This window comes from Rhizobium sp. P32RR-XVIII (genome assembly GCF_012641395.1).
Taxonomy (GTDB): domain Bacteria; phylum Pseudomonadota; class Alphaproteobacteria; order Rhizobiales; family Rhizobiaceae; genus Rhizobium.
The window spans coordinates 166,219-192,718 of sequence record NZ_JABAIH010000008.1 but is presented as its reverse complement, the minus strand read 5'-3'; the positions used below and the strand labels follow the sequence as shown (position 1 = coordinate 192,718).

Here is a 26,500-nt window from a genome sequence, read left to right as displayed (position 1 = left end):
TCCTGAGCTCGTGAACGCGGGCACCGTCGAACGGCCACCGACCACGATCCGGTCAGAGCCACGGACTAACCACCCACGAGCGTGTCGGCATGTTCAGCGGGAAGAGGCGGACCCGCTACTGAAGTCAGGGTAAATTGAAAGACCGCGCCGCGAGGGCTGTCTGCCTCAGCCCACAATCGACCTCCATGCGCTTCGACGATCGAACGGCAGATCGACAGACCGAGGCCCATGCCGCCAGGCTTGGTCGTGTAGAAGGGACTGAAAATCAGTTCGAGCAACTCCGGTCCCAGGCCGGGGCCTGTATCAGCCACGGCCACGCACAGGCAGTTGGCGCCGTCCTTCATCGTCCGAACCCGCAGCTCTCGTGAACCGTCGATCATGGTGCCCATGGCTTCGGTAGCGTTGATGACCAGATTCAGGATCACCTGCTGCAGTTGCACCCGGTCGCCCTGCAGGAGCGGCAGGCGATCGGCGAACTGCCTGTCCACCTTTATCCCGTTCTTGGTGATTTCGCTCCGGGCAAGGCTGATCACCTCGTCAATTGTTTCATTGATGTCGACCACGTCTTGCTGTGGTGGGGCTTTCTTGATCTGCCCGCGTATGCGGCTAATGACCTCGCCAGCCCGCCTGCCGTCCCTGGCGATCCGATCAAGCGCCTGGCGGACTTCTGCGAGATCCGGCTGCTCCATGTCCATCCAGCGCAATGCAGCCTGGGCATTGGTGACGGTTGCAGCGATCGGCTGATTGACCTCATGGGCGATCGAGGCGGTAAGCTGCCCCATGGTCGCGACCCGGTTGGCATGTGCCAGCTCCATCTGCATGTCGCGATACCGCTGCTCGCTGGCCCGGGCCTCCGCTTCGGCGCGCTTGAGCTCGGTGAGGTCGAGTACGAATATGACCGCCTTGCTGCGCGCCTCGTCGAAGGCGGCACTGGCGATCAGCACTGGCACCCGGCTGCCGTCTTTACGGATATATTCCTTTTCGAACGGGTCGCAGCTCCCCCTGGCGCGGATATCGGCCGCCGCCCGCTCGCCGACGGATCGCCACTCGGGGGGCGTCAGCTTCGTCCAGCGGATATGTCCCGCTGCAAGATCCTCGCGGTCGTAGCCCACGCACTTCAGGAACGCGTCGTTGGCCTCGATGATCTCGCCTTCCAGAGTCATGATCAAAATCCCGATGATATTGGCATCGACCAGGCGCCGGATCTTGGCCTCGCGCTCCTCGAGGTCACGATAGAGGCGGCTATTTTCCAACGAAATCGCCGCCTCCGACGCAAGCAGCTTGAGGACCGCCATGCGGGCCGGCGTGAAGACGCGCGGCGCTAGATTGTTCTCGAGATAGAGCAGCGCAACCATCCGGCCTTGCTTGATCAGCGGCAGGCAAAGCACCGAGCGGGGCTTGTTGTCGCGGATGTACGCATCATTGAAGTCGTTTTCTGCTGCCGCATCGTCGAGGATTACGGGTTCTCCGGTCCGGGCGACGAAATTAGCGATTGCTCCCGGCATGGGGGCCGTGCTCGGCTCGGGACGGAGATGGACGGCGACATCGCCGCCGGTCGTTTCCGCCTCGGCCTCGACCCGGAGCTCGCCTCCTCTCGGAAAGATCAGCAGGCCACGCCCGGCTCCAGCGTTTTCGAGAGCCGTGCGCATCAGCGTATCAATCAGCTTCTCCAGCACGATCTCACCCGATATCGCTTGCGATACCTTGATCACCGTCGCGAGATCGAGTTGTTCGACGGGTGTCCCGATCGTACTCGTCGGAAGTGGAACGGCCTGTGGCTCCGCGAGTTGAGGGTAGAATTGATCCAGTTGGCGGACCTTGCCGATTGCTCCCCAGCGCAGGTATCCATACCGGGAATTCCGTAGATACAGCTGGGCGATATCCTCGAAGTCATGACCTGCGTAGAAGCGCGCAGCCAATTCATGGGCGAGCGCTTCGTTGTGGACGAAGCCGTTTGCGCGGGCCGAGCGGATGGCCTGTTCGTAGAGCCGCATGGCGTCGAGCGTGCGGCCTTCGATGCGGGCGATCTCGGCACCGATCAAGGCAGCGCGGTTCTCGAAGTTTTCCGGGCAGTTCTCCGCCCAGACCTGCAATTGTTTGTGATGGGCAGCGAGAGCCTCGGCATGCTGCCGGCTTTGGCCAGCCGTGGCAGAGCCACAGAACGCAGCATGGGACAACGCACTGTAGAAGTGATACTCAGCCACTTCAAAGAAAGACGGAGATGTCCAAAGCAGCCGTTGCGCCCTTGATGAAGCGTCAATGGCGGCGGCATAGTCGCCGGCAAAGAGGCGCGCCTGCAGCTTTCTGATCCAGTACCAGCACTCGGGGAGCGCCAGGCGCGAGTCACTCGCCAAATGGCGTTCGAAACCGAGCTCATTAAATTGCTCACTATCAAAGGAGCCGAACTTCGGCGTCAATCCGCGAAGCGTCCGGACAAGCCCAAGTTGGGCCTTGATAATGTCGATGACGAGACCAAACCGCGCCTTCTTCGCAAACGCAAAACCATGCTCTGCTTCGAGTTCTACCTCGGCGAGCGGGTCACCCGCCGCGAGAAGATTCGTGTTCAGGTTGTTGCAGGTATAAGCCGCAAACGTGAGATCGCCTATCTTGTTCGCGGCGTCGAAAGCGCGACGCACCAAATCGCGGCCGGTCTTGACGTGTCTCGTCCATGGCATGACGAGATTTCCGAAGGACATATAGGTACGCGCCTGAAAACGTTGCAATCCACGCTTTTCCACCAGGTCGTAGCCGAGTTGGCCGAAGCGGAATCCGGCCTCATAGTTACCGAAGTGCGGTCCAGCAATCATGCCAAGCCAGACGTAGGCGAAGCATGATCCATCGCTGTTACCATGCTCGAGACTGAGATTGACCATCCGGCAGATGACGAGTGAAACCAGATTATCATCGGTGAACAGTGCCGGCGTCACGACCTCGGTCAGAACATCGAGAGTGGCTAGAGCGTCTGCGTCATTCATCAAAGGCCCGTCGATGAGGCTCTCTATTGACCGGCTTCCGAGCTGCGACCAGATTCGATCGTACTCGCGACGCACTTCCTCTCTCGTCGGATGCGGTAACCATTGGGTGCCGACCCGTTGGAGGTATTCAAGACAGACCTCCACGCCGCTGTCGCTCTGGTCCAAAGTCGTGTAAAGCGTCAGGCGCAAACGTGCGACGGCAGCGATATCATGCACGTCTCTGGAAAGCCGTGCCAGCATCGAAAGCCGAGTGTTCGCCGCTGCCAAATCAGCCGTCAGCAATTCGCACTCGGCCATGTGGAATTCAACAGCAAAGAAGAGTGGGTAGTTGCGTTTCCGGCTCGCCTCGGACAGCAGCATTTCGCCGACCGCAAGATACTTCAACGCCGAGGTATAGGCTGTCGCCGCCTTGGCGCGCTTGCCCGCAATCAGGTTGAGCTCAGCCAGTTGCTCACGTTCATCCTGCGACGAAATCAAAGGCGCGCCTCGGTTAAGCTGATTGACGATCTCGAAGATCGCCTCCTCACGCTGCTCGGGAGGCGTATGCGCTGCCAGTTGCCTGCCGATCCGCAGATGGGCCTCGGCCCGTAAGCCTTCCGGGATCAGCGAGTAAGCCGCCTCCTGTACCCGGTCATGGATGAACCTATAGAATCCTTCCTGTTGCTTAACCAGCTCGGCGCGGACGGCCGCCCATAGGTCCGAATGAACCCGCGCCTCCGCGGTGCCAGAAACCAGGGACAGCGTCCTGATGGCCGCGACGTTTCCGAGACAAGCGAGTTGTTGCATCGCTCCCTGTGTTTCAACGGGCAGACGGTTCAACTTGCCCACCATGAGGTCCGCCACGTTATCGGTGTATCCCCTGGCGCGAATGCGTTCGATGTCCCACGACCAGCGCGCCGGCTTGTGGTCGAAGGTGAGCAGTCCCTCGTCGGCGAGGGCCGAAACGAACTGGATGGCGAAAAATGGATTGCCGGCCGTCTTGTCGTGCACCAGCCGCGCAAGGGGGAGAGCCCCCTCCGGCGTGCCGCAAACGGCATCCGCGATCAGTTGCGCCAAGTCCCTCTGGCGAAGAGGCGCAAGAGCAATGTCATGGACGATGGCTCCCGCTTGCCGAATAGCTTTGAGCTTGCGCCGCAGCGGATGCGTGGTTTCGACTTCATTGCTCCGATAAGCACCAATCAGCAGCAGATGCTGCACATCCGGCTGCGCCAGCAGATGTTCGACGAGATCCAGCGTCGCTGCATCCAGCCATTGCAAATCGTCGAGGAACAGCGCGAGCGGATGCTCGGACCGGGCGAATACGCCGATAAAGCGCCGGAATACCAGCTGGAAGCGGCCTTGGGCGTCCTGGGGTGGAAGATCAGGTATTGGGGGCTGCTCTCCAATGATGAGTCGCAACTCGGGGACCACATCGATCATGAGCTGTCCGTTCGGGCCCAACGCCTCCAGAAAAGCATCGCGCCAGCCGCCCAACTCAGCTTCGCTTTCTCCCAAAAGCGGATGGATGAGGCTCTGAAACGCCTGCGCCAACGTCGAATACGGGATGTCGCGTTTATACTGGTCGAACTTGCCCGCGGCGAATAGGCCACGCGGCGGTACCAAGCTGCTGTGCAGTTCATGGACGACGGAGGACTTGCCAATGCCGGAATAGCCGGAGATCAGTACCAGCTCCGGAGCGCCGCCCTTGACGACACGGTCGAAGGCGGCGAGCAGCGTCGCGACCTCCCGCTCGCGGCCGTAGAGCCTTTCGGGGATCAGGAGCCGATCCGGCGTGTCGTACTGGCGCAGTGGAAAGGCGTCGACCCGCCCCTGAGCTTCCCACTGCGTCAGGCAGCGTCGAAGATCCTGCTCGACCCCGGCGGCAGTCTGGTAGCGCTCCTCGGCCGTTTTGGCGAGCAGCTTCACGACGATCGCTGAGATCATGGTGGGTACCGTCTTGCACCGCTCAGCGGGCGGGACCGGCGTCCTGGCGATATGGCAGTGTACCCATTCCATCGGATCGGCGGCCGTGAAGGGCAGATTGCCCGTAAGCATCTGGTAGAAGGTCACGCCGAGTGAGTAGAGGTCGCTTCGGGAGTCGACCGACCGGTTCATGCGTCCTGTCTGCTCGGGCGCGATGTAAGCCAGGGTTCCGCTGATGGACTCGGGAGGTTTCGGCGCCTGCTCCTCGCGGCGCAGGCGCGAGGCGATGCCGAAGCCAGTCAGCCGCACCTCTCCGCCCGCGCCGGCGAGCAGGATGTTCGCCGGCTTGATGTCCTTGTGAACGAGACCTTGCTGGTGGACCTGACACACGGCCGCGGCGATATTGACGGCCAGGCGCAGGAACTCTCCCATCTCCATCGGAGCACCGAGCAGCCGGTCGAGCGGCTCGCTGCCGGGGTCCTCGATCACCAGCACGGCCCGACCGTGTTCACGCACGAGCTCCAGCGGCCGCGCCGCCCATGCGCTGTCCAGTTCGTCCTTCAATCCATATTCGTGAGCGAGACGATCGAGACTGGCGGGCGTCGGATGCTCCGCGGCGGGCAGCACCGCGAGCACGGGCTTACGTGTCCCGTCAGGGTCGAGATGCCACCCCCGGCAGAAGACGCGTTCGCCGTCTTCCCATAGAAGCTGGAAACTGCCGTCATCTTCAGTGCCGAACCGAAAAGTTGGGGTCATCTGCAGGACTTTCACCGCCAGGCCCAGCTCTCCTGGCAAACTGGCCGCAACATTCGTCTCCAGTTCGTCCACCCAAGTTGGCCAGAGCCGGGATGTTAGCACATCACCGCCCTTTTTCCTTTAAGTCGCCGTGAAAAATTATGATGGATGAAGGGGTTTGCAGGGCAGCCCAGTTACCGATTTTGTCTGGATGGAACCTGCGCTTTTGCCTCGATGAAGTGCATTTCGGCGGCTTCGGTCTTTCCTGGGCTCCTCCGAAACAGCGCTCTGGAGCTGGAGTGCTGTGGCGCGTAGGGACAGAATTGCGGAGGTTGACAGTCGCGGGATTCGAAACTGGCGCAAGGCGGGAGCCGTGATCATCGGCCGCACGAACACAGCGGCGATGCGTGGCGGAAGCGGCAAGGGCGTTCCTTTGTGGGCGTTGGCCGCTGCCGCTTCGCAAAAACCAGGACCGCTGCGCTCAAAGCTCGCGCAGGGCGTTGAACTGGTCGACATAGCCCGATCCGTCGATCCGTACCGCGACAACAGTCGTCTTGCCGGTCTTAAGGGCGACCTTGAGGGCGTCCTGAAGGCCGTTTTCCGTGTCGACGGTCACGCCGTCCGCACCGAAACCCTGGGCGAGCTTTTCCCAGTCGCATCCGCCGACCGAAATGCCGTATTTTGGGATCTTTTTGATCTCCTGCTTGACCCGGATGAGGCCGATCTCCTGGTCGTCGAGCACGACGACGATGATCGGCAGGTTTTCGCGCACGGCCGTCTGCAGTTCGGCAATCGCCATGAGGAAGCCGCCGTCGCCGGTGAACGCGACCACCGGCCTGTCCGGATAGGCAAGTCGAGCGCCGAGCGCTCCCGGCACGGCATATCCCATCGAGCCGAGGCCGTTGGAAGTCAGGAATTCGCGCGGGCCGTAGGATTGCCATTTCTGGACGATCAGCAGGCGGCTTGCGCCGGCGTCGCAGGTTGCGATCGTGTCACGGGGCAGGACCGCCCGGGCGACCTCCATGGCACGCTGCGGCGACAAACCCTTGCTCGGCGTGTTCAGGGCGTCGATAACGTCCTGACGGAAGGTCGCAGCCGCCTTTTCGCCCCAGTTTCCGCCTGCCGAACTGAGCTCGGTCAGTCCCTTGAGAAGCCCTTTCAATTCGCCAACGACTTCGACCTCCGCCGGCACCAGCGCATCGAGCGACGGGATGTTGGCGATGGAGACGACGGGAATGTTGTAAGGCCAGGGCATCGGCTGCAGTTCGATACCGTCAAGCCCGATCGTGATGATGAGATCGGCCGCACTGACGAGCTTGCGCTCGATGATGCCGCCGATGATGCAGCCGGCTCTCAAGGGATGATCTTCGGCAATGACGCCCTTGCACTTCGAGGTCACCAGAACCGGCGCGCCGAGTTGTTCGGCATAGCGCACCACCTCCTCGGATGCCCGATCCCACAGGACGCCCAGCCCGGCGAGGATGATCGGCTTGCGGGCCTGCGCGATCCGCTGCGCGAGCGGGCGCAGCGCCAAGGGATCCGGCTCGGGCTGAAGCGTGTTCGGCATCAGCGGCGGCGGCACGGCAAGCGGCTTTGCTTCCTTGGTCGTCTCGTCGTGGGGGAAATCGAATTGAACGGGGCCGGGTGCCACGGCTGTCGCCGTCCGCATGGCGCGCCGCAGCTGCTGGTGGATGATCCGCGCATCGATCGTCGTTCCCCACTTCATCAGCGGCCCATAGACGGCTCGCTGATCGAGGCGTTGCCGCAGTCCGATCTCATGGGCAGGGTTGCCGTAGCGGTCGGTGATCATGATCAGCGGCGCCCGATCGAGCGCGGCATAGGCCGCACCGTTGACCATGTTCGTCGAGCCCGGTCCTCTCGTCGAGAGGCACACGCCTGGCGAACCGGTGATTTCCCCCCAGGTGGAGGCCAGTATGGCTCCGGCTGTCTCCTGCTTCATCAGGATGAAGCGCATGTCGCGCTGGCGGGCCGCATCCATGAGCTCCACGGACTCGCCGCCCGGATGGCCCACGATGAAGGGGGTTCCTGCTTCTTTGAAGGCGTCAGCCATCACTTCGACGGTTGTCGGCATGATTATCTCCTCGATTTGAATAGTTCCGCCATCACGGCGCGTTGTTCGTTTAGGTTGAAAGGCTCAGGAAACGCGCCAATAGACGCCTTTCGGCTCGAGATAGGTGCGCATGCCAAGGCGTCCTTTCTCGCGATTGAGGCCGCTTTGCTTGAAGCCGCCGAAAGGAACCGAGATCGACATTTCCTTGTAGGTGTTGATCCATACCGTGCCTGCCCGGATGGCACGCGCCACCCGCCAGGCCTTGGCGAAGTCGCTGGTCCAGAGACCCGCTGCCAGGCCGAAATCCGTTTCGTTGGCGTTACTGACGAGCTCTGCCTCGTTCGCAAACGGCAGAACGACTGCGACGGGGCCGAAGATTTCCTCCTGGCAGACCCGTGCCTGATTGCTGACGCCGGTGATCAGGGTCGCCGGATAGTAGGCACCGCCGGCCAAGGCTTCCGAAGCGGGAATATCGCCGCCGACCACCACCCTTCCGCCCTCTGCGCGGGCGCTGTCGACGGCTTTGGCGACATTGTCGCGATGCGCGAAGCTGACCATCGGTCCCATGCGGGCCGCGGCATCGTCCGGCGGTCCGAGGCGGTAGTCCTGCGCCTCGCGATACAATTGGTCGAGGAAGCTGTCGAAGATGGACGCCTCGACAAAGATACGGGAGCCGGCGATGCAGGATTGTCCGCCGCCAGAAAAAATCCCGTCCGAAACCGTCTTCGCGGCCTTGGCGACATCGGCGTCGGCAAAGACGATATGCGGCGACTTTCCGCCGAGTTCGAGCACGACCGGCCGCAGGCGCCGTCCGGCGTTCTCGGCGATGGCACGCCCCGATGCCGTACCGCCGGTAAAGCTGATCATATCGATGTCGTCATGATCGACGAGCGCGCGACCGACATCTGCGGCGCCGGTGACGACGTTGACCACACCTGCCGGAAAACCGGCTTCCACGAACAGCCGTGCGTAGGAGAGCGCGACCTGCGGAGTGACCTCGGACGGCTTGAGGACGACGGTGTTGCCAGCGGCGAGGATCGGGGCAAGCTTCTGTGCCTCGAGCGTCAACGGCGAATTCCATGGCGTGATGGCTGCCACGACACCGACCGGCTCGTAGACGGTCATCGTCATGCTGGGGCCACGCTGCGTGTTGACTTCGCTTTCGAACGTCTCGCAGACGGCGGCATAATATTGAAATGTTGATGCCGCACTTTCGGCCTGTGCACGACATTCCGCGAACGTCTTGCCGTTGTCCCGCATCTGCGTCCGCGCAAGGTCATCGGCGTTAGTGCGCACGAGGTCGCCCATGCGATAAAGGAGCCGCGCTCTCTCATGGGCCTTCAGATTGGCCCAGGAAGGGTGGACAAGCGCCCTGCGGGCCGCCGCCACCGCCTCGTTGATGTCGGACGCATCGGCACCCGCTATTTCTCCGGCTACGCTTCCGTCGGCTGGATTGATCGAGAGGAAGGGTTTGCCGGCGCCTTGGCGCCATTGATTGTCGATCAGGAAAGGGCAAGGGGTCATGATGGCGAACTCTTTTCCGGTCTCAGGCTTGAACATCGAAGGTCGCGGCGCGCCTCTCCGGCGCGACGATGAGCTCCAGCGGGGACAGTTCCTTGCCGGTCAGGTAGAGTTCGGCGTTCCGCACCGCACGCTCGGCGACCGGCTTGAAGTTGTCGACGGTGCCACCTGCCGTGTGCGGCGTCAGGATGGTCTGGTTCAGGGCGAGCAACGGACTGCCCGAAGGTGGCTCTGTGGTGAAGGTGTCGATTGCCGCCATGGCGGGTTTGCCGCCAGACAGCGCGTCGTGCAGTGCCGTCTCATCGACGATGCCGCCGCGGGCGCAGTTGATCAGCACGCTTCCCGGTTTCATCGCCGCAAGCCGCTCGGCGTTGATAAGGTGTCGGGTCTCCGCGTTCAGCGGCAGATGCAATGAGACAATATCGGATTGCGACAGCACCTCTGCGAACGAAAGCCATTCCACCCGAAGCTCGCTCTCGACATCCTTCGGTGCATGGATCGGATCGTAATAGACGATCCGCACATCGAAACCGGTGAGAAGCTTCGCGACTGCCCGGCCGATCGCGCCGAAGCCGACGAGACCGACTGTCTTCTGGTGCATCTGCCGGCTGATGGCACGCGCCGCCTCGCGGTTCCAGTCGCCTCCGCGTGTTTCGCGGTCAAGCTGCGGCAGCCGCCTGTAGGCCGCCAGCATGAGCAGTAGCGTGTGTTCGGCAACGGGAATCGAATTTCCGGCCTGCAATCTGGCAACGCCGATGCCCCGGCTGAGGCAAAGCTTGAGATCGATCGAATCGAGGCCCGCGCCCAGTTTCTGGATGAAGCGCAACTTTGGCGCTTCGGCCAGCAACTCCGGCGGCAGCGGGGCCGTCATCTGGAAGAGGACATCCGCGTCGCGCACCGCCTTGCGGCATTCTTCGAAACTCTCGTCGGCAGCGACGTTCATGCGCCAGCCTTCCGGCATGGCGTCCGCTATTGTTTCGATGATCTTCGGATGAAATGGATCGAGGACTGCAATTGTTGGGCGGATCATGTCCCTGTCACCTTCGATGCGGGTAGGCCTGTTAGCCGTGTTGCAATCACCATCACCGGGTTGGGGATAAATAACCAATCATATAATTGCGGCATGTCATAAACTGAGGTTATGATGCATCTGGTGCCAGCAGGGAGGAACGCCATGAGTGAAGCGCTTGAACGATCGTCGACGATGAATCTGCGGCAGCTCGAGGTATTTCATGCCATCATGGTAACGGGGTCCGTAACGGCGGCCGCCGATCTGCTCAATGTCAGCCAGCCCGCGATCAGCGCGATCCTCAAACATTGCGAAAGCCGGCTGAAGCTGAAGCTTTTTGAACGGACGGGCGGCCGCCTCAGGCCGACGAGGGAAGCCGAAGCACTTTTTCCGGATGTCGCTGCGGTGTTCGGACGGCTCGACGCCATCGGACGCCTGACGAACGATCTGGTTGGAGGCCGGATCGGCTCGCTCTCGATCGCCGCGGCGTTTCCGATCGCCAATGGGTATCTGGCGGAAAGCGTCGCGTCATTCGCCGCAAGCCGGCCAAACGTCACATGCTCGCTGCAGTCGCTGACCTCGCCGCAGGTTCTCGACCGCGTCATCAATCGCGAGGTCGAGCTCGGCGTCGTCCACGAACCCGTTGTGAGCCAGATGGTCGATACGGAGGTGCTGATGAGCTGGAGCCTCGGCTGCGTCGTGCCCGACACCCATCCGCTGGCCCGCCAGTCGGAGGTGCACATCCGTGATGTCGAACCTTATCCGATCATCACCTACCTGCCGCAGATCGTCTTCCGGCCCTATATCGATCGTGCATTCAGCGACGCGGATATCGCCCCCTTCGTTACGATGCAGGTCAGCATCGCCCTGACCGGCATCGTCCTTGCGCGGTTCGGCGCGGGCGTGGCGATCGTTGATACGATGCTGGTCGACACGCTTGGAATTCCCGGCGTGGTCACCCTCCCGCTCGTTCCCCAGATCCAGGCGAAAACGTTGCTCATCAGCGCAAAGACGGCGCCGCGGTCGCTTGTCATGAATGACTTCGTGGATCACCTGAAGCGATCGCTCCACATGTCGAGGCATGGCTGATATTGTTCAGCAATATCGATTTCAGACCTGATTTCATCTGCGTCGGGGTTTTATTGAAACCAGATCCCCTGCTTTTTGGTTATAATTACCTGCACTAAACTTCTTTGACCTCCCACCGGCACCTCCCCTAACCCTAGAGAGCATTTCGGGAGGCGGGAATGGAAGCGAAGGTGCCGAGCGACGAAGAAAAAGGCAGGCTAGACCAGGCCCGGAACCCGCACGCGCCTTCGATTTCGCAACGATTGGCCTATTTTGCCAAGGGCCTCGATTTTCAATCGATTCCCGCAGAAGCTGTATCGGCCGCCAAGCTTTTGATCCTGGACGCCGTCGGCATCGCCTATGCGTCCTCTACCTATGGATTTGCTGCAACGACGCTCTCCGCTCTGACGCAATTCGGTAGCGGCCAATCCGCGGTGATTGGTTTTCGCGAGCGGCTTTCGTTGCGCGACGCCGCGACGATGAACGGGGTGCTGTCTCACGGGCTCGACTACGACGACACGCATCTGATGGGCGTCATCCATGCAACATCCAGCTGCTTTCCGACGGCGCTTGCGGTGGCAGCCGATCTCGACCGTTCGGGCAAGGAGCTCCTGACGGCCTACGTCATTGCCATGGAGACGTCTGCGCGGATCGGCATGGTTGCAAAGGGCGAGTTGAACCAGGTCGGCTTTCACCCAACGGGAGTGGTCGCCGCATTCGGAACGGCGATTGCTGCCTCCTGGCTGCACAGGCTCGACGTGGAACGGCTCATCATGGCGCAGGGCATCGTGCTCAGCATGGCGTCGGGAACGCGGGAATACAGCCTGGAGGGAGCAGGTACCAAGCGGCTTCATCCCGGATGGGCAGCGGTCTGCGGGATCACGGCGGCCAAGCTCGCGGCCGTCGGTGTCACCGGGCCGACCCTTGCCTATGAAGGACAATTCGGTCTCTTCAACACGCATCTCGGCGTCAACGGCGCGGCGATCGATCTTCCGGCGGCGACGTCGGGTCTTGGCGAGACATGGGAAGTCACCCGTGTCGCGATCAAGCCGTTTCCGGCCTGTCAGCTCAGCATCGCATGCATCGATGCCGCCATTGCGATCAACCACGCCCATCATTTCCGCCCGGAAGATATCGTTCGTATCGAAACGGCTATTCCGCCGCATGCGGTGAAGATCGTCTGCGAGCCTCTCGAGCAGAGACGGCATCCGCATTCGAGCTATGCGGCGCAGTTCAGCCTCCCCTTCGTGGTTGCCTGCGGTCTGATCCATGGAAGGCTCGGATTGCCCGAACTCGAGCTTTATGCCGATCCGACCATCGTCGCGCTGGCCGAGAAGGTGGAATACCGCGTCGATCACGACACCGCCTATCCGCGCTATTTCTCCGGCGAGGTTCGGGTCACGCTGCGAGACGGCCAGGTTTTCGAATGGCGGGAAGACATCAATCGGGGTGCCGCGGAGCGCCCCGTCGGTTCCGACGAAATCATCCGGAAGTTCATGGACAACGCGACATTGCGCCTGTCGCGGCGCGAGGCTGAGCGCATCCGCGATCTGGTCCTCGCGCTCGACGATCAGCCTAGCGCGCGGATATTCGCGGACGCACTCGCAGCACCTGCAAACAGAAAATCATAAGGGGAGAAGGTTGGAATGCGTTTGAGCAAAAAGATAACAGGCATATTCGCTACCGCGGTAGTCAGCCTGGCGATTGGTGCCGGCGCCGTATCCGCCGAGGAGCCGAGCTACCCGACGCGTCCGGTCAAGGTCGTCGTCGGCTTTGCGCCCGGCGGTGGAACGGATACGGTCGCGCGTTTTGTCGCCGAGGCGCTCGGAAAGCTGTGGAAGCAGAGCGTCGTGGTGGAAAACCGGCCCGGCGCCGGCGGTCAGATCGCTGAAGGCTACGCCGCGAAGGCGAATGGCGACGGTTACACGCTGCTTGCAGACTCCGCCAGCCTGACGATCAACCCCGCGCTTCGCAAATCGCTGCCTTACAAAATGAGCGACTTCGTTCCGATCTCGCTGATGAGCTCGTCGCCCTATGTCCTCGTCATCAATCCGCAGGTGCAGGCCAAGTCGGTCAAGGAACTGATCGCGCTTGCCAAGCAGAAGCCCGGCGAGCTGAGTTACGCGTCTGCAGGCGTCGGCAGTTCGCTGCATCTTGCCGGCGAACTCTTCAAGAGCATGGCGGGTGTCGACATCGTCCACGTTCCCTACCAGGGAGCGGATGGCATCACCGATCTCATTTCCGGGCGGGTTCAGATGGCCTTTGCCGGATTGCCGCAGGCATTGCCGCAGATCAAGGCCGGCAAGCTCGTTGCGCTGGGCGTCTCGACGCCGACGCGGTCACCGCTTCTGCCCGATGTGCCGACCATTGCGGAGGCCGGCGTTCCGGGTTTCGAGGTCATCTCGTGGTACGGCCTGCTTGCCCCGGCCAAGACCCCTAAGCCGATCGTGGACAAGATCAGCGCCGATGTCGCGACGGTACTCAAGGACAAGGACATCAAGGATCGCTTTCTGGCGCTCGGCCTCGAACCGGTAGGGACCAGCTCGGATGAATTCGCGGGCCACATCAAATCCGAAGTCGAGAAGTGGGACGGGGTCGTCAAGAAAGCGGGCATCACCGCCGACTAGGACGCAGGAAAAGGGAGGATATGAGATGACGACAGGCAAGGCAGCAATCGAATACCGCTCAGGAAAGCGGAGGTTTTCAGCAGGACATATGCGCTTCGTGGCAGCGGCTCTGAGCGCCCTGATGGCAGCGCCGCTCGCATTGGGGCAGGCGCGGCCGGCAACGGCCGCGGACGATTATCCATCGAAGGCAATCCGCATCGTTGTTCCTTTCGCGCCGGGCGGAGGCGGCGACATCGTCGTCCGGCTGATATCGCAGAAGCTGACGGAACGCACGCATCAATCCGTCGTCGTCGACAACCGCTCCGGTGCCGGCGGCGATCTGGGAACGGCGCTTGTCGCCAAGGCAAAACCGGATGGCTACACGCTTGTCATGGCGAACGTTGCGCCGATGGCGATCAATGTCACGCTGGACAAGCATCTGCCTTACGATCCGCGCAAGGACTTCGCGCCGGTCTCCCTGATCGCAAGCTTTCCGAATGTGCTGGTGGTGAAACCCTCGCTGGGCGTCACGACCTTCCAGCAGCTTGTCGATATGGCCCGCAAGAACCCCGGAAAGCTTACATTCGCTTCGGCGGGCACCGGCAGCACGACGCATCTGGCAGCCGAACTGCTGAAATCGGCAGGGCATCTGGATCTTGTTCACGTTCCTTATCGCGGCGGCGGGCCGGCCGCCGAAGCAACGATCAGCGGGGACGTTTCGATGTATTTCGCAAGTCTTCCGGCAGCGCTTTCCTACATGAAGAACGGCCAGCTTCTCGGCCTCGCCGTGACGAGTTCCAAGCGCTGGAATACTGCGCAGCAGATACCGACAGTCGCCGAAAACGGCTTTCCCGGTTTCGAGGCGGTGACATGGATCGGCATTGCGGCGCCAGCCGGCACGCCGGACGTGGTCGTCACGAAGCTGAACAGTCTCCTGGGGGAGATCATGCATGACCCGCAGGTGGCCGCGAAGGTGCGTGAACTCGGGGCCGAACCCCTGACGGACACGCCGCAGGAATTTGCCGACTACATCAAATCCGAAGTCGATAAATGGGCGGATGTCGTCCGCATTTCCGGAGCAACCCTTGAATGAGGAATGCGATGTCGCCTTCATTGTCCGGTTCGGCCACCTCGGCCGAACCGATCCGCCTGGTGATCGGTTTTTCACCCGGCAGCGCGTCCGATACGCTCGCCCAGATCGTGGCGCCGGAACTCAAGCGCGTCACCGGGCGGCCGATCGAGATCGAACGCCTGCCCGGAGAGGACGGAGCGATCGCCGGGCGCGCCCTTATGGGCCGCCCGGCCGATGGCGGACATCTGATGATCGTGACGCTCGGAACGCATGCCCTGCTGCCGAATATAAGACAATGCGGTTACGACCCGATCACGGATTTCAGTCCGATCGCCTGTCTGGCACGTGCGCCCCTCGTCCTCGGGGTAAGCCAGTCTCTGGCGACGGTCAGCCTGACCGCCTTCGTCGATTATGCCAGATCGGCTAGGAGACGCATAAGGTTCGGCGTCTCTGCGGCGGTAGGCGCGCCGCGGCTTGGCGCCGAACTGTTCCGCGAGCAGTCAGGTCTTGATATCGAGGTGGTGATCTATGCGCACACCCGCACGCTCTATGACGATCTCGTCGCAGGCAGGATCGAGGCAAGCTTCAACAATCCCATGACGATGCTGCCGCTGTGCGCAGCAGGCAAGGTGACCGCCCTGGCGGCAACCGGCGCGGTTCGGTGCCCTGCCGCCCCGCAGGTTCCGACGATGCGCGAATGCGGCTTCCCGGATTTTCAGGTCGAAAACTGGGTCGGTCTCGTGGCGCCGGCGAGGTTGCCGCGAGAGACGGCCATCGCCCTGAACCAGGCCGTCCGCGATGTGCTTGCGGACGACCGGATCCGGCAGTCCTTCAACGAACAGGGCATGACCGGACCGCTCGAAAGCGCCGACGAGTTCGGCCGCTACATGCGCGATGAGGTCGTTCGCTGGGCGCCGATGGCCCGCGTTCTGGCCGGCAATTAAGGAGGAGCCAATGACCATCAATCGAAAGGAACTCGCGGCCGGCGTCATTTTCATCGCCTTCGGCGCGTTCTTCGCCCTCATGGCGCTGGAGACGCTTTCGATCGGCAACGCCTTCCGCATGGGGCCGGGCTATTTCCCACTGATCCTGGCAGGCTTGCTGGTACTGCTCGGCATCGGTGTCGCGATCCAGGGCATCACGATCGAGAAGACGCCATTCGGAAGCGTGTCATGGCGCGGCGTGATCCTGATCCTGGCGGCGCCGATCTTTTTCGGCGTCACGATCGAAAATCTCGGCCTGCTTGGATCGGTGTTCTTCAGCTGCCTGATCGCGACCGTCGCCAGCAGAAAGCTGAGCATCCTGCGCGCAATCGCGGTCAGCGTGCTGCTCACCGTCTTTTGCGTGGCGCTGTTCGGCTACGCGCTGACGCTGAACATTCCGATATTCGGGCCATGGCTCGGCGGGGGAGACTGAGATGGACCTGATTTCACATCTTGCCACCGGCTTTGCCGTGGCGCTGACGCCCGAAAACCTTCTGTACTGCTTCATCGGCACGATGATCGGCACGGCGATCGGCGTATTGCCGGGGATCGGCCCGGTGGCGACAATCGCCATGCTGCTCCCCCTGACGTTTTCGCTTTCGCCGATCTCATCGTTGATCATGCTGTCCGGCATCTATTACGGCGCGCAGTACGGGGGATCGACGACAGCAATTCTCCTTAACCTTCCCGGCGAATCGGCTTCCGCGGTCACCACGATCGACGGTTACCAGATGGCGCGGCGCGGGCGGGCGGGTCCGGCGCTCGCCTCCGCCGCCCTGGGCTCGTTTTTCGCCGGATGCGTTTCGACGGTGCTGATTGCCGTCTTCGCGCTCCCCTTGACGCAACTCGCCCTGGAATTCGGCCCAGCCGAATATTTTTCGCTGATGGTGCTCGGTCTGATTTCCTCGGTGGCGCTTGCGCACGGCTCGATCCTGAAGGCCATCGCGATGATCGTACTCGGTCTCCTGCTCGGCCTCGTCGGCACCGACATCTACAGCGGGGCGCCGAGATTTACGCTGGGCATTCTCGAAATGTCGGACGGTATCGACTTCGTCGCGGTTGCCGTCGGTCTCTTCGGCCTCGCCGAGATTCTGCGCAACCTCGAAGACGAAGGCGAAGAGCGCTCGTTTGTCACCACCGCCATCACCGGCCTCTGGCCGACACGCGACGATTTCCGGCGCATGTTAGGCCCCGTCGTTCGCGGCACGGCCATCGGCTCAATTCTCGGCATATTGCCGGGCGGCGGCGCGTTGCTGTCGTCCTTTGCCGCCTACACGATCGAAAAGAAGGTGTCGAGAAATTCGGCGGAATTCGGCAAGGGAGCGATCGAAGGCGTGGCGGCGCCCGAAAGCGCGAACAATGCCGGCTCGCAGACCTCGTTCATTCCGATGCTGACGCTCGGAATACCTTCCAATCCCGTGATGGCATTGATGATCGGCGCCATGATCATCCAGGGCATCGTTCCCGGGCCGAATGTCGCCACCGATAATCCGGAACTTTTCTGGGGCATCATCGCCTCGATGTGGATCGGCAACGCCATGCTGCTGCTGCTGAACCTGCCATTGCTCGGCATCTGGGTGAAATTGCTGAAAGTGCCGTACTACGTCATGTTTCCGGCGATTATCGCCTTCTGCTGCATCGGCGTTTACAGCGTCGAGAGTAACGCCTTCACGCTCTATGAGGTGGCCTTCTTCGGCGCGCTTGGATATCTGATGGCAAAGCTTGACTGCGAGCCGGCGCCGCTCGTCCTCGGCTTCATCATCGGCCCGATGGTCGAGGAGCACCTTCGCCGCGCGATGATCCTTTCCCGCGGCGATCCGATGATCTTTGTCGAACGGCCGATCAGCGCCGGGCTTCTGATCGCCGCCGCCGCCACTCTCGTGATCGTCTGCCTTCCGAGCATTTCGAAGCGCCGCGATGAGGTTTTCGTGGAGGAATAAGGCTGCGGGACGGGGGCGTAACCGGCGGCTTCCGACCTCTTCCGGGGGCGCCGGTCTTCTCTTGTGATCAACGACCGAGGCGGTCAGAAACCGTAAAGCCTTGCCGGATTGTCGACCAGTATCTGGTTCCGAACCGCCTCATCCGGAATCCATTCACCCAGAAGGTCGACGAGATCGCCGTCGTTGGGCATGGCGTTACCAACCCTCGGATGCGGCCAGTCGGATCCCCAAAGAGTGCGGTCCGGCTTGGTGTCGACAAGTGCGTGGATAAAGGGTGTCACGTCCCGATAGGGAAACTTCTGCGCGGACATTCGCATCGGTGCGGAGAGCTTGATCCAGCAACGTCCGTTGCGGACAAGACGATGCAGCGACTGGAACGCATCCGCCTCGACACCTTCAGCAACAGGAGCCTGGCCGAGGTGATCGATGACGATATCGGTCGGCAGGCGAAGCAGCGTCTTTTCCAGCCTCGGCAGATCATGGGGCCGTAGATAAAACTGCAGATGCCAGCCGAAAGCCGCGATCCGTTCGGCGAGGGCAGGGGCAAGGTCGTCGACGTTTCCGTGCTCGTAGTAAAGATTGAGCCTGCAGCCGCGAATGCCCAGGTCATGCATGCGCTCAAGCTCACTGTGGGCGATGTCCGGTTCGATGACGGCGACGCCGCGCAGCCGCGCGCGTGTCCGCTCCAGGCCATCGAGCATCGCTGCATTATCCGTGCCGTAAACGCTTGGCTGGACAAGAACGCCGCGCTCTATCCCAAGAGTGTCGAGCAGGGCGAGATATTCCTCCAGACTTGCGTCGGGAGGCGTGTAGCTCCGGTTCGGATCATAGCCATATCTGTCCTGCGGCCCGAAAATATGGGCATGGCAGTCGCAGGCCTGAGCGGGCAGCCTCAGACGCGGCGTTCGAGTGTTGGGGTCGGGACCCGGAATTGTGGGTTCGAAGAGCTTCTTGCCGGAAACGGTCATGATCCCAACCCTTCGCCGCAACACTGGGCTATTCGCCCGACAGTTTTTCGGCCAGATCTTTTGCGCTGCCCCCGCCATCGAGCCGCATTACCGCATCGCGAATCTCGTCGGCCCGGCTTCGCGGGACGATCGCAGCCATGTTGTCGTAATATTTCTTGTCGATCTCGGCAGGCAGGACGGGCCGATCCGCCGATCCGCGATTGATCGCCTCGTCGTGAACGAGGCGCTGGCCGCTCTTCAGCACGATGGTCATCCTGCAGGGAAAATGTCGCGGATAGTCGGTTTCGTGATCGACGCGGTAATCCACACGGTCGGCAAGCTGAAGCAATTCCGGCTTTTCATAGAGCTCGAGTTCCGCGGGCGAAAGCCTGCCATAGCTAAGAGCGGCAGAGACCAAGAACGGTATGCTGAATTGCGCCGAATAGCTCGAATGCGGGCGTCGTCGTTTCTCAAGCGGTTCCAGCATGATGGCGACCGCATGCGGCGGGATCGCCACCTCGACCGACTCGATTTCTGCCGGATCGATCTCGTGGCGCGCCCTGAGCACGAGGGCGGCATCGATGCAGGATATGCCGAACTGGCCGGAAGGATAAGGTTTCACCGCGACCTGAGTGACTTCCCACCTCTTGCCGAGAGCCGATGTCGCATAGGACAGGTCCACAGCCGCCATTTTCGCGCCGAGATGGGTGGCATACAGCCCGAACTTTCCCTCATAAGCCCGCGTCGGGGCCACAAAACCCGACTTCGCGAGCGAGGCCGAGGTGATGCCCGAAACCCCCGCCCAGCCCGGATGCAGACGTTTGGTCCAGGCACCTTCGCTGCTGTATTCTCGCGTGCCGGACGCCATGCTGAGGACGATGCCCTGGGCATTCGTCATCTGATCGGCGTCAAGGCCGTACAGCTTCCCGGCAGCAACCGCTGTTCCGAAGGCGGCAACGAGACCGGTCGGGTGAAAGCCGGACTGGTTGAGTTCGCCCTTCGCGACGGCGCCGATACGGGCGGCGACTTCGATGCCGAGGATATAGGCCAGAAGAAGGTCGCGACCGCTCAGATCGAGGTCGGCCGCCAGAAGAGCCGTCGGCAGACAACTGGACGTCGGATGCACCACGCTGACCAGATGCGTGTCGTCGTAGTCGATTCCGTGGATGAGCACGCCGTTCAAGAGTACGGCGTCGCGTATCGAAAGCCTGTTTGCGAAACCGATCGCGACACTGGATCCGCCTCCGAAGCGTAAGAGCGCCTCCAGTGTCACCTGTGCGAAATCGTAGCGGGAAGAGGCGAAGGCGATGCCGATACCGTCCAGAATGAGGTGCTTGGCGTATTCGCGCGCCTCCTCCGGGATATCCGCCCATGTGAGAGCCTGAGCGAAGGCGCCGAGCTGCTGCGAAATGGATTGATTTTCATCGCTTCGGTCAGCGAGACTGATGTCGTTCATTCCTGGAACCCCTGCGGTCGTTTCGCTACTTCGGAAATGGCAATGATCACATCTGCCGGCGATGTTGCCATCGCCGCCATATATCTTAAGCTACTGGATTTTATAGGCTTTCTTCCAGCGGTCGATGAAGCTGGCATAGTCGTCGATCAGCTTTTGGTCGTAGGGTACGACGATCAGGTTCTGCTCGCCCCCGACGTCGTCGATCAGCTTCGAAAAGGTGTAGAAGCCACCGACGTCGCTCGGCTTCACGTCGGAACGGATCGGCGTCAGCTCCTGCTCGCCGAGCGTGATTTGTCCGGTGCGGGAGAGGAAGAAATCGGCCATCAGTTTGGCGGCATTGACGTTCTTTGCTGCCGCGGTCACGGCGAGGCTGCGCGGAATGACCGTCGTTCCCTCCGATGCGAATTTCCAGCCCAGAACGTCCTTCATGTTCGGGTCGGTACCGAGCGCGTGCCAGAGCGCATTCGGCGAGACGAGATAGGCAAGCGAGTACTCGCCGGAGACGACGTTCTCGAAGACGTTACCGACGCTCTGCTGCACGCGGGACGCCGGTCCTACCGCATCATAAAAGTCGAAGGCGTTCTTTTCGCCGACATGCTGTGCGTAAGCCCAGCCGGTCGAATAACCGGTGCTTGTCAGCTGATAGGCAAAGGTCGCAATCTTGCCGTTGAAGATCGAAGGATTGGCAAGCACCTTCTCTTTGAGATCGCCGTAGCCGGAGGGAACCATGTTTTCCGGCAGGATCGCCTTGTTCCAGAAGATGACGCTGGGATCGGTCGTGATCGCGTAGAGACCCGAGACTGGCTTGCTCCAATCCGGATAGTAGGAGGCTTCCGGCGAGGCGTAGGGCTTGATCTCGCCGCGTTTGATCAGGTTTGCCCAGCCGTCGGGCGAGGACGTGATGATCATGTCCGCCGTCGCGCTGCCGGTCCCCTTTTCGGAGAGGTAGCGCTGGATCGGATCGCCTGCGCCGAGCTCGACATATTGCACGTCAATCCAGGGGTAGAGTTCCTTGAACTTGCTGATGTAGGCAGGCCAGCTATCGACATGGATGTTCGAGTAGATGAGGATCTTTTCCTCTTTCTTGGAAGCATCGACGATCGACTGATAGTCCTTCGGATAGTATTGTGGGATTCCGTTGGGGTATTCGGCATGCGCTGCCGTCGAAAACCATAGGCCGGACACGGCGGCAAGAACGATCTGCTTGAGATTTTTCATTTACTTCCTCCCAGAAGTTGTTCACCCACTCCCGTTCGCATTCAGGCCGGAGCTGGCCTTCTCGACTGTTTCATGTCTTGTGCACGGAAGATCGTCGCGCTGGCGGCATCGATGGTTATGGCAACTTCGTCACCGCTGACCTGGCGTGCGGATTCGACCCTCGCCAGCGTTTCGCCGATCGCGATTTCGTAGAGAAATTTTCCGCCAAGATAGCTCCGGCCGGTCAAGCGACCCTTGATGGGCTCGCCCTCGGAGCAATCGCGGTGGGCCGCATTCGCTGCCAGCAATTGAATGCGGTCCGGCCTCACCGCCACGAGCACGCTGTCGCCGACACCGATGCCGTTGCGAAGGTTTGCGCGAACGCTTCCCCCGCCGGCTAGCGTCACTTGTCCGTAGCCCGGCTCGCCGTCGGCGGCCATGAGCGCGCCGGGAAGGAAGTTGCTGGAGCCTATGAAATCGGCAACGAAGGGATGTGCCGGGTTCTCGTATATTTCCATGGGCGTGCCGAGCTGGACGATCTTGCCTTCGCTCATCACCGCGATCCGGTCGGAGAGAGCCATGGCTTCCGCCTGGTCGTGCGTCACATAGATCGTGGTGATCCTGACCTGCGACTGCAGCCGCGAGAGCCAGATGCGGGCTTTTTCGCGAAGCTTGGCATCGAGATTGGACAGCGGCTCGTCGAGCAGCAGCATCGCCGGCTGATAGGCGAGCGTGCGCGCCAAAGCGACGCGTTGCTGCTGACCTCCGGAAAGCTGATGCGGGAAGCGATCCATCATCTCGCCCATCTCGACCAGATCGAGCGTCTGGCGCACGCGCGCGGCAATCGCGGCCTTGCCCATCCTGCGCAGTTTCAATGGGAAGGCGACGTTGCCGAAGACGCTCATATGCGGCCAGAGCGCGTAGGACTGGAAGACGAGCCCGCAATTGCGGGCTTCCGGCGGAAGATAGATGTCTCGCGCCTGATCGAAAAAGACGGTCTCCCCCAGCCGGATTCGGCCGCCATTCGGCTTGTCATGGCCGGCGATCGCCGACAAGGTCGTCGTCTTGCCGCATCCCGACGGGCCGAGGAGCGTCAGAAACTCCCCGTCCTCGACGCGGAAATCGATGTGATCGATTGCTACTGCCGGGCCGAAGCCGCGATAGAGTCCTTCGACGGAGAGGCTAGGCAACGACGTCCCTCCGCATTCTCGCTTTCAGGACGAGCATGAGCGTGGCGACCACGGCGATCTGCAGACAGCAGAGAGCGGCGACCGGGCCGACCCGGCCGTTGCCGTAAAGGGACAGAAGCATGGTGCCGATGACCTCGCTGCCGGAGGCGTAGAGAAAGATCGCCGTCGCATATTCCTTGAAGAAGGTGATGAACATCAGCGCGTAGCAGGAGAGAATTGCCGGCCTGATCACGCCCGCGAGTACGAAGCGGCAACTCGTCCACCAGTCCGCCCCCACCGTGCGGGCGCAGCGGTCGAGATCGGGACTTGCCTGCAAAAGCATCGGTGAGATCGCGCCGAAGCCGAGCGGAATGTTCCGCATCGTATAGGCAATGACCAGCACCCATATCGTGTTGCGCAGGCCGCCTGAGGGAAGGATCACGAGCGCGTAGAAGAAGCCGAGGCTGGCAATGATACCGGGAATCGCTCTCGGAACCATCGCGAGATAATTCAGCGCCGCCTGATAGCGGAAGTCGGAGCGGTGCGCGACGAGCGCGGCGAGGGTTACGAACGCCGTGGCGATTGCTCCGCCGACGATGCTGATGATGAACGTGTTGACGATCGCGCGGATATAGACCGGTACGGAAAACAGCTCTCTGAGATTGCCGAGCGTCAGCGCCTTGTAGAGGGGGATGGCCGGGGAGAGATAAGAAACGCTGGCGCGGATGACCAGAAAGCCGATCGGCAGCAGTATGGCGCTGACGAGATAGGCCCAGACGATGACCGCTGCCACCCACTTCACCCATCCCAGGGAGATGATGCGCTGCCTGCTCGCCTTTCCCGAGATGGTGACAAACCGTTTCGAATTCCTGAGCAGTACGCCTTGAAGAAGGACGAGCAGTGCCACCAGCACCAGCAGGAGGCACGCGGCAACGCTGACGATCGCATAGTCTGGCTGGCCGACAGTTTGCATCTTTTCGAACAGAAAAGTCGAAATCAGCCTGATCCCGACCGGTTCCCCGAGAATGAGCGGGACCGACAACGTTTCCAGGGAAAGGGTGAAGTTCAGCACGGCACTATACAGGAAGGCCGGCAACATCAACGGCACGGTGATATGGATCAGCGTGCGCAGCGGTCGGGCACCGCAGCTGCGGGCCGCATTCTCCAGTGTTGCATCGATGCTGTCGGCCGCGTTGAGGCAATAGAGCATCGTCAACGGCGCCTGCGTGATCCCGGTCACCAGGGATATTCCTTGGATCGAATAGAGGTTCCACGGCACGAAGCCCAGTTTTGTCTGCGACAGCTGTGTGAGAAAGCCGGCCGGGCCGTAGACCAGGACGAATCCGAAGGCGAGCACGAGTCCGGAAATATACATCGGCCACAGGATCACGCTGCCCAGCAGCGACCGCGTCGGCAGATCGGTGCGCGAGACCAAAATAGCGGCAAAGAGGCCGATGAGCTGGGCGATGATCGTCGCGCTGACCGCCACCACGAACGTATTGATCAATGTATCGCGAAACGTTGCATCGCCGAGAAGCCTGCTGAAATTCGCGGTCGTGAAGGCCGCGTCGCTGTCGTAGAGCGGCTTGTCCAGCAGGGATTGATAGAGGATCGGCACGATCGGCGACAGGACGAGAAAGGCCGTAACGACAAGGACGGCATATTGTATCAGCTGGTCGCGTCCAACGCCCCGGTATCGGAGATAGCCGGGAAGTGCCGGCGTATGACCAAACTCGCTAATCACGAATGCCTCACATACCTTGGGTTACGGCCTTGCATCGCCGGGAGATTCAGCCTGCTTCAAAACCGAAGAGCCTAGCTGGATTGTCGACCAGGATCTTCTTCCGCGTGTCGGCGTCGGGAATCCATGTCGAAAGCAGATCGCAGAGATCGCCGTCGTTCGGCATGGCCGTTTCGATCGTGGTATGCGGCCAGTCCGTCCCCCACAGCAGCCGGTCCGGCGCAGTCTCGGCGAGGGCCTGCGCGAACGGGACGACATCGGCATGCGGAAACTCCTGCTTGGAGATCCTCATCGGCCCCGTCATCTTCATCCAGAGGCGCCCGCCGCGCAGAAGCCGCAGCAGCGCCGTGAAGAGCGTTCCGTTGAGACCCTCTTTTACCGGGATCTGTCCGAAGTGATCGATTGCGACATCCACGGGGAGCTTGTCGATTAGCCGCTCGGTGGCATCCAGGTCGTCGCTGTCGATGCGAAGCACGATGTGCCAGCCGAGATCCTTGATGCGCTGGGCAATCCGCAGGGCGCCGGCCTCGTCCATGCCGTTGGCGTTCTTGAGATTGAGGCGAAGGCCGCGAACGCCGAGCGTGTTCATGCGTTCAAGTTCGGAATCGGAGATCGTCGGCTCGACAACGGCAATTCCGCGAAGCGGAAATTCGCTCTCCGCCAGCGCGTCGAGGAGTGCCGTGTTGTCGGTCATGTAGGCGCTCGGTTGGACGAGCACGCCCCGTCCGAAGCCGAGCACCCGCAGCATATGGACGTAGTCGGGGAGCAGCGCATCCGCAGGCGTATAGCGCCGGGACGGGCTGTATTTATAGCGGGTCTGCGGGCCGAACACGTGGGCATGGCAATCGCAGGCGAGCGCTGGAATGCTGACATGCGGCTTGCGCGGGTTCGGATCCGGACCGGGGATGGTCGGGGGTACGATTTGGTTTTCGGTTGTCATCGATTGGTCCTTGGTTGCATCCAAGCCGTCGAAGCGACATGCCGAAGGGCGGATCGCTTCGACGTAGTATCCTGATGGTTATTTCTGCATCTGCTTGATGACGGCGTCGGCAAATTCCGCCGTGCCGGCCTTTCCGCCGAGGTCGGCCGTCGTATTGCCGGTTTCGACCGCACGGCGGACGCCTTCCTCCATCAGCGTCGCCGCCTTGCGGTAGGATGCCTCGCCCGTCTTCTGGAACCACCAGGTCATCAGCATTGCGGCGGAAAGGATCAGGGCGGAGGGATTGGCCTTGCCCTGGCCGGCGATATCAGGCGCGGTGCCGTGCACTGCTTGCGCCATGGCCTTGTCGGTGCCGGCATTGAGCGAGGCTGCCATGCCGACGCCGCCGGCAAGGCCGGATGCCTGGTCGGAAAGGATGTCGCCAAAGAGGTTCGTGGTCGCAACGAGCTTGTAGCGATGCGGTTCACGCGGGAAGGACGAACTGAACGTGTCGATGCGCAGGAGCTCCACGGAGATGTCGGGGAACTCAGGCTGCAGCTTTTCAAAGGCGGAAATGAACAGCCCTTCGGTCTGCGGCATCGCCGTGCGTTTGTGCGCGATGTGAAGGACGGAGTTGCCGTTTGCCTTTGCATGTTCGAGCGCGAAGCGCGCGAAACGGTCGCATGCGACGCCGGTGATGACGCGCAAGGACAATGCGACGTCCTCCGTCGGCTTGAATTCGCCGTAACCCCAGGCGAGGTTGCGATCCGGATAGAAGCCTTCCGTGTTCTCGCGGATGATCGTCACCTTGAGGTCGGGGATGAGGGGATTGAACTGAGACCACGCCTCGACGGGACGGACGTTGCCGAACAGCTTGAAATGGCGACGGAGAAAGCCGCTCGGATGACCGCGGATCGGATCGTCCTTCGGATATTCGCCGGCAAATGTCGGCCCGAGAATCCAGCCGTCGCTGGCATTGAGAACGTTGAGCGTTTCATCAGGAAGTGTGGACTTCGACTTTTCGTAGGCTTTCCACCCCACCACAGCGGGCGTCAGGGTGACGGGTGCCGAAGCAATGCCAGCCGCTGCCTCGAGAACGCGAACGGTGGCCTCCGTAATCTCCGGTCCGATACCGTCGCCCGCAAGTACGCCTAGCCTGAAATTGCTCTTGTTCGTCATGATGTTTCTT

At 61.5% G+C, this 26,500-nt stretch carries 18 protein-coding genes; 7 read left to right on the top strand and 11 right to left on the bottom strand.

The window, feature by feature from the left end:
- Positions 1-65: 65 nt before the first annotated feature.
- From HGP14_RS22365 to HGP14_RS22350, 4 genes are all read right to left on the bottom strand, one after another.
- A complete protein-coding gene (locus tag HGP14_RS22365) occupies positions 66-5,633 on the bottom strand; it encodes an ATP-binding sensor histidine kinase (RefSeq protein ID WP_168832086.1) in 5,568 nt (1,855 codons plus the stop codon).
- Positions 5,634-6,093: 460 nt separating this feature from the next.
- Entirely contained in the window at positions 6,094-7,704 is a 1,611-nt protein-coding gene (locus tag HGP14_RS22360) for a thiamine pyrophosphate-binding protein (protein ID WP_168832085.1), read from the bottom strand.
- 63 nt (positions 7,705-7,767) lie between these two features.
- Entirely contained in the window at positions 7,768-9,207 is a 1,440-nt protein-coding gene (locus HGP14_RS22355) for an aldehyde dehydrogenase (protein WP_168832084.1), read from the bottom strand.
- Positions 9,208-9,229: 22 nt separating this feature from the next.
- Positions 9,230-10,234, bottom strand: a complete 1,005-nt coding sequence (locus tag HGP14_RS22350) for a 2-hydroxyacid dehydrogenase (protein ID WP_168832083.1) — start codon at positions 10,232-10,234, stop codon at positions 9,230-9,232.
- 144 nt (positions 10,235-10,378) lie between these two features.
- On the opposite strand from HGP14_RS22350, the gene HGP14_RS22345 reads away from it, so the two are divergent.
- The 7 genes from HGP14_RS22345 (at position 10,379) to HGP14_RS22315 (ending at position 17,882) form a co-directional block, all read left to right on the top strand.
- Positions 10,379-11,302 (top strand): LysR family transcriptional regulator, encoded by a 924-nt coding sequence (locus tag HGP14_RS22345; protein WP_168832082.1) that lies wholly within the window; start codon positions 10,379-10,381, stop codon positions 11,300-11,302.
- A gap of 158 nt (positions 11,303-11,460) precedes the next feature.
- Positions 11,461-12,912, top strand: coding sequence for an MmgE/PrpD family protein (locus HGP14_RS22340; RefSeq protein WP_168832081.1), 1,452 nt, complete (start codon positions 11,461-11,463; stop codon positions 12,910-12,912).
- Positions 12,913-12,927: 15 nt separating this feature from the next.
- Positions 12,928-13,908, top strand: a complete 981-nt coding sequence (locus tag HGP14_RS22335) for a tripartite tricarboxylate transporter substrate binding protein (RefSeq protein ID WP_168832080.1) — start codon at positions 12,928-12,930, stop codon at positions 13,906-13,908.
- Between the two features lie 25 nt (positions 13,909-13,933).
- A complete protein-coding gene (locus HGP14_RS22330) occupies positions 13,934-14,980 on the top strand; it encodes a Bug family tripartite tricarboxylate transporter substrate binding protein (RefSeq protein WP_168832079.1) in 1,047 nt (348 codons plus the stop codon).
- Positions 14,981-14,988: 8 nt separating this feature from the next.
- Positions 14,989-15,903, top strand: coding sequence for a Bug family tripartite tricarboxylate transporter substrate binding protein (locus tag HGP14_RS22325; RefSeq protein WP_168832078.1), 915 nt, complete (start codon positions 14,989-14,991; stop codon positions 15,901-15,903).
- A 10-nt stretch (positions 15,904-15,913) separates the two neighbouring features.
- Positions 15,914-16,375, top strand: coding sequence for a tripartite tricarboxylate transporter TctB family protein (locus tag HGP14_RS22320; RefSeq protein ID WP_168832077.1), 462 nt, complete (start codon positions 15,914-15,916; stop codon positions 16,373-16,375).
- Between the two features lies 1 nt (position 16,376).
- A complete protein-coding gene (locus HGP14_RS22315; RefSeq protein WP_168832076.1) occupies positions 16,377-17,882 on the top strand; it encodes a tripartite tricarboxylate transporter permease in 1,506 nt (501 codons plus the stop codon).
- A gap of 83 nt (positions 17,883-17,965) precedes the next feature.
- On the opposite strand, the gene HGP14_RS22310 is transcribed toward HGP14_RS22315, so the two are convergent.
- From HGP14_RS22310 to HGP14_RS22280, 7 genes are all read right to left on the bottom strand, one after another.
- A complete protein-coding gene (locus tag HGP14_RS22310) occupies positions 17,966-18,850 on the bottom strand; it encodes an amidohydrolase (RefSeq protein WP_168832075.1) in 885 nt (294 codons plus the stop codon).
- Between the two features lie 28 nt (positions 18,851-18,878).
- On the bottom strand, positions 18,879-20,285 hold the full coding sequence (locus HGP14_RS22305; protein WP_168832074.1) for an MmgE/PrpD family protein: 1,407 nt from the start codon (positions 20,283-20,285) through the stop codon (positions 18,879-18,881).
- Positions 20,286-20,375: 90 nt separating this feature from the next.
- Positions 20,376-21,503 (bottom strand): ABC transporter substrate-binding protein, encoded by a 1,128-nt coding sequence (locus tag HGP14_RS22300; RefSeq protein WP_168832073.1) that lies wholly within the window; start codon positions 21,501-21,503, stop codon positions 20,376-20,378.
- 41 nt (positions 21,504-21,544) lie between these two features.
- Positions 21,545-22,672, bottom strand: a complete 1,128-nt coding sequence (locus HGP14_RS22295; RefSeq protein WP_168832072.1) for an ABC transporter ATP-binding protein — start codon at positions 22,670-22,672, stop codon at positions 21,545-21,547.
- A complete protein-coding gene (locus HGP14_RS22290) occupies positions 22,665-24,395 on the bottom strand; it encodes an ABC transporter permease (RefSeq protein WP_168832071.1) in 1,731 nt (576 codons plus the stop codon). Before HGP14_RS22290 ends, HGP14_RS22295 begins: the two co-directional genes overlap by 8 nt.
- A 46-nt stretch (positions 24,396-24,441) precedes the next feature.
- Positions 24,442-25,332 (bottom strand): amidohydrolase family protein, encoded by an 891-nt coding sequence (locus HGP14_RS22285; protein ID WP_168832070.1) that lies wholly within the window; start codon positions 25,330-25,332, stop codon positions 24,442-24,444.
- Positions 25,333-25,410: 78 nt separating this feature from the next.
- Complete coding sequence (locus tag HGP14_RS22280) at positions 25,411-26,490, bottom strand: isocitrate/isopropylmalate dehydrogenase family protein (RefSeq protein WP_168832069.1); 1,080 nt, start codon at positions 26,488-26,490, stop codon at positions 25,411-25,413.
- Between the last annotated feature and the right edge of the window lie 10 nt (positions 26,491-26,500).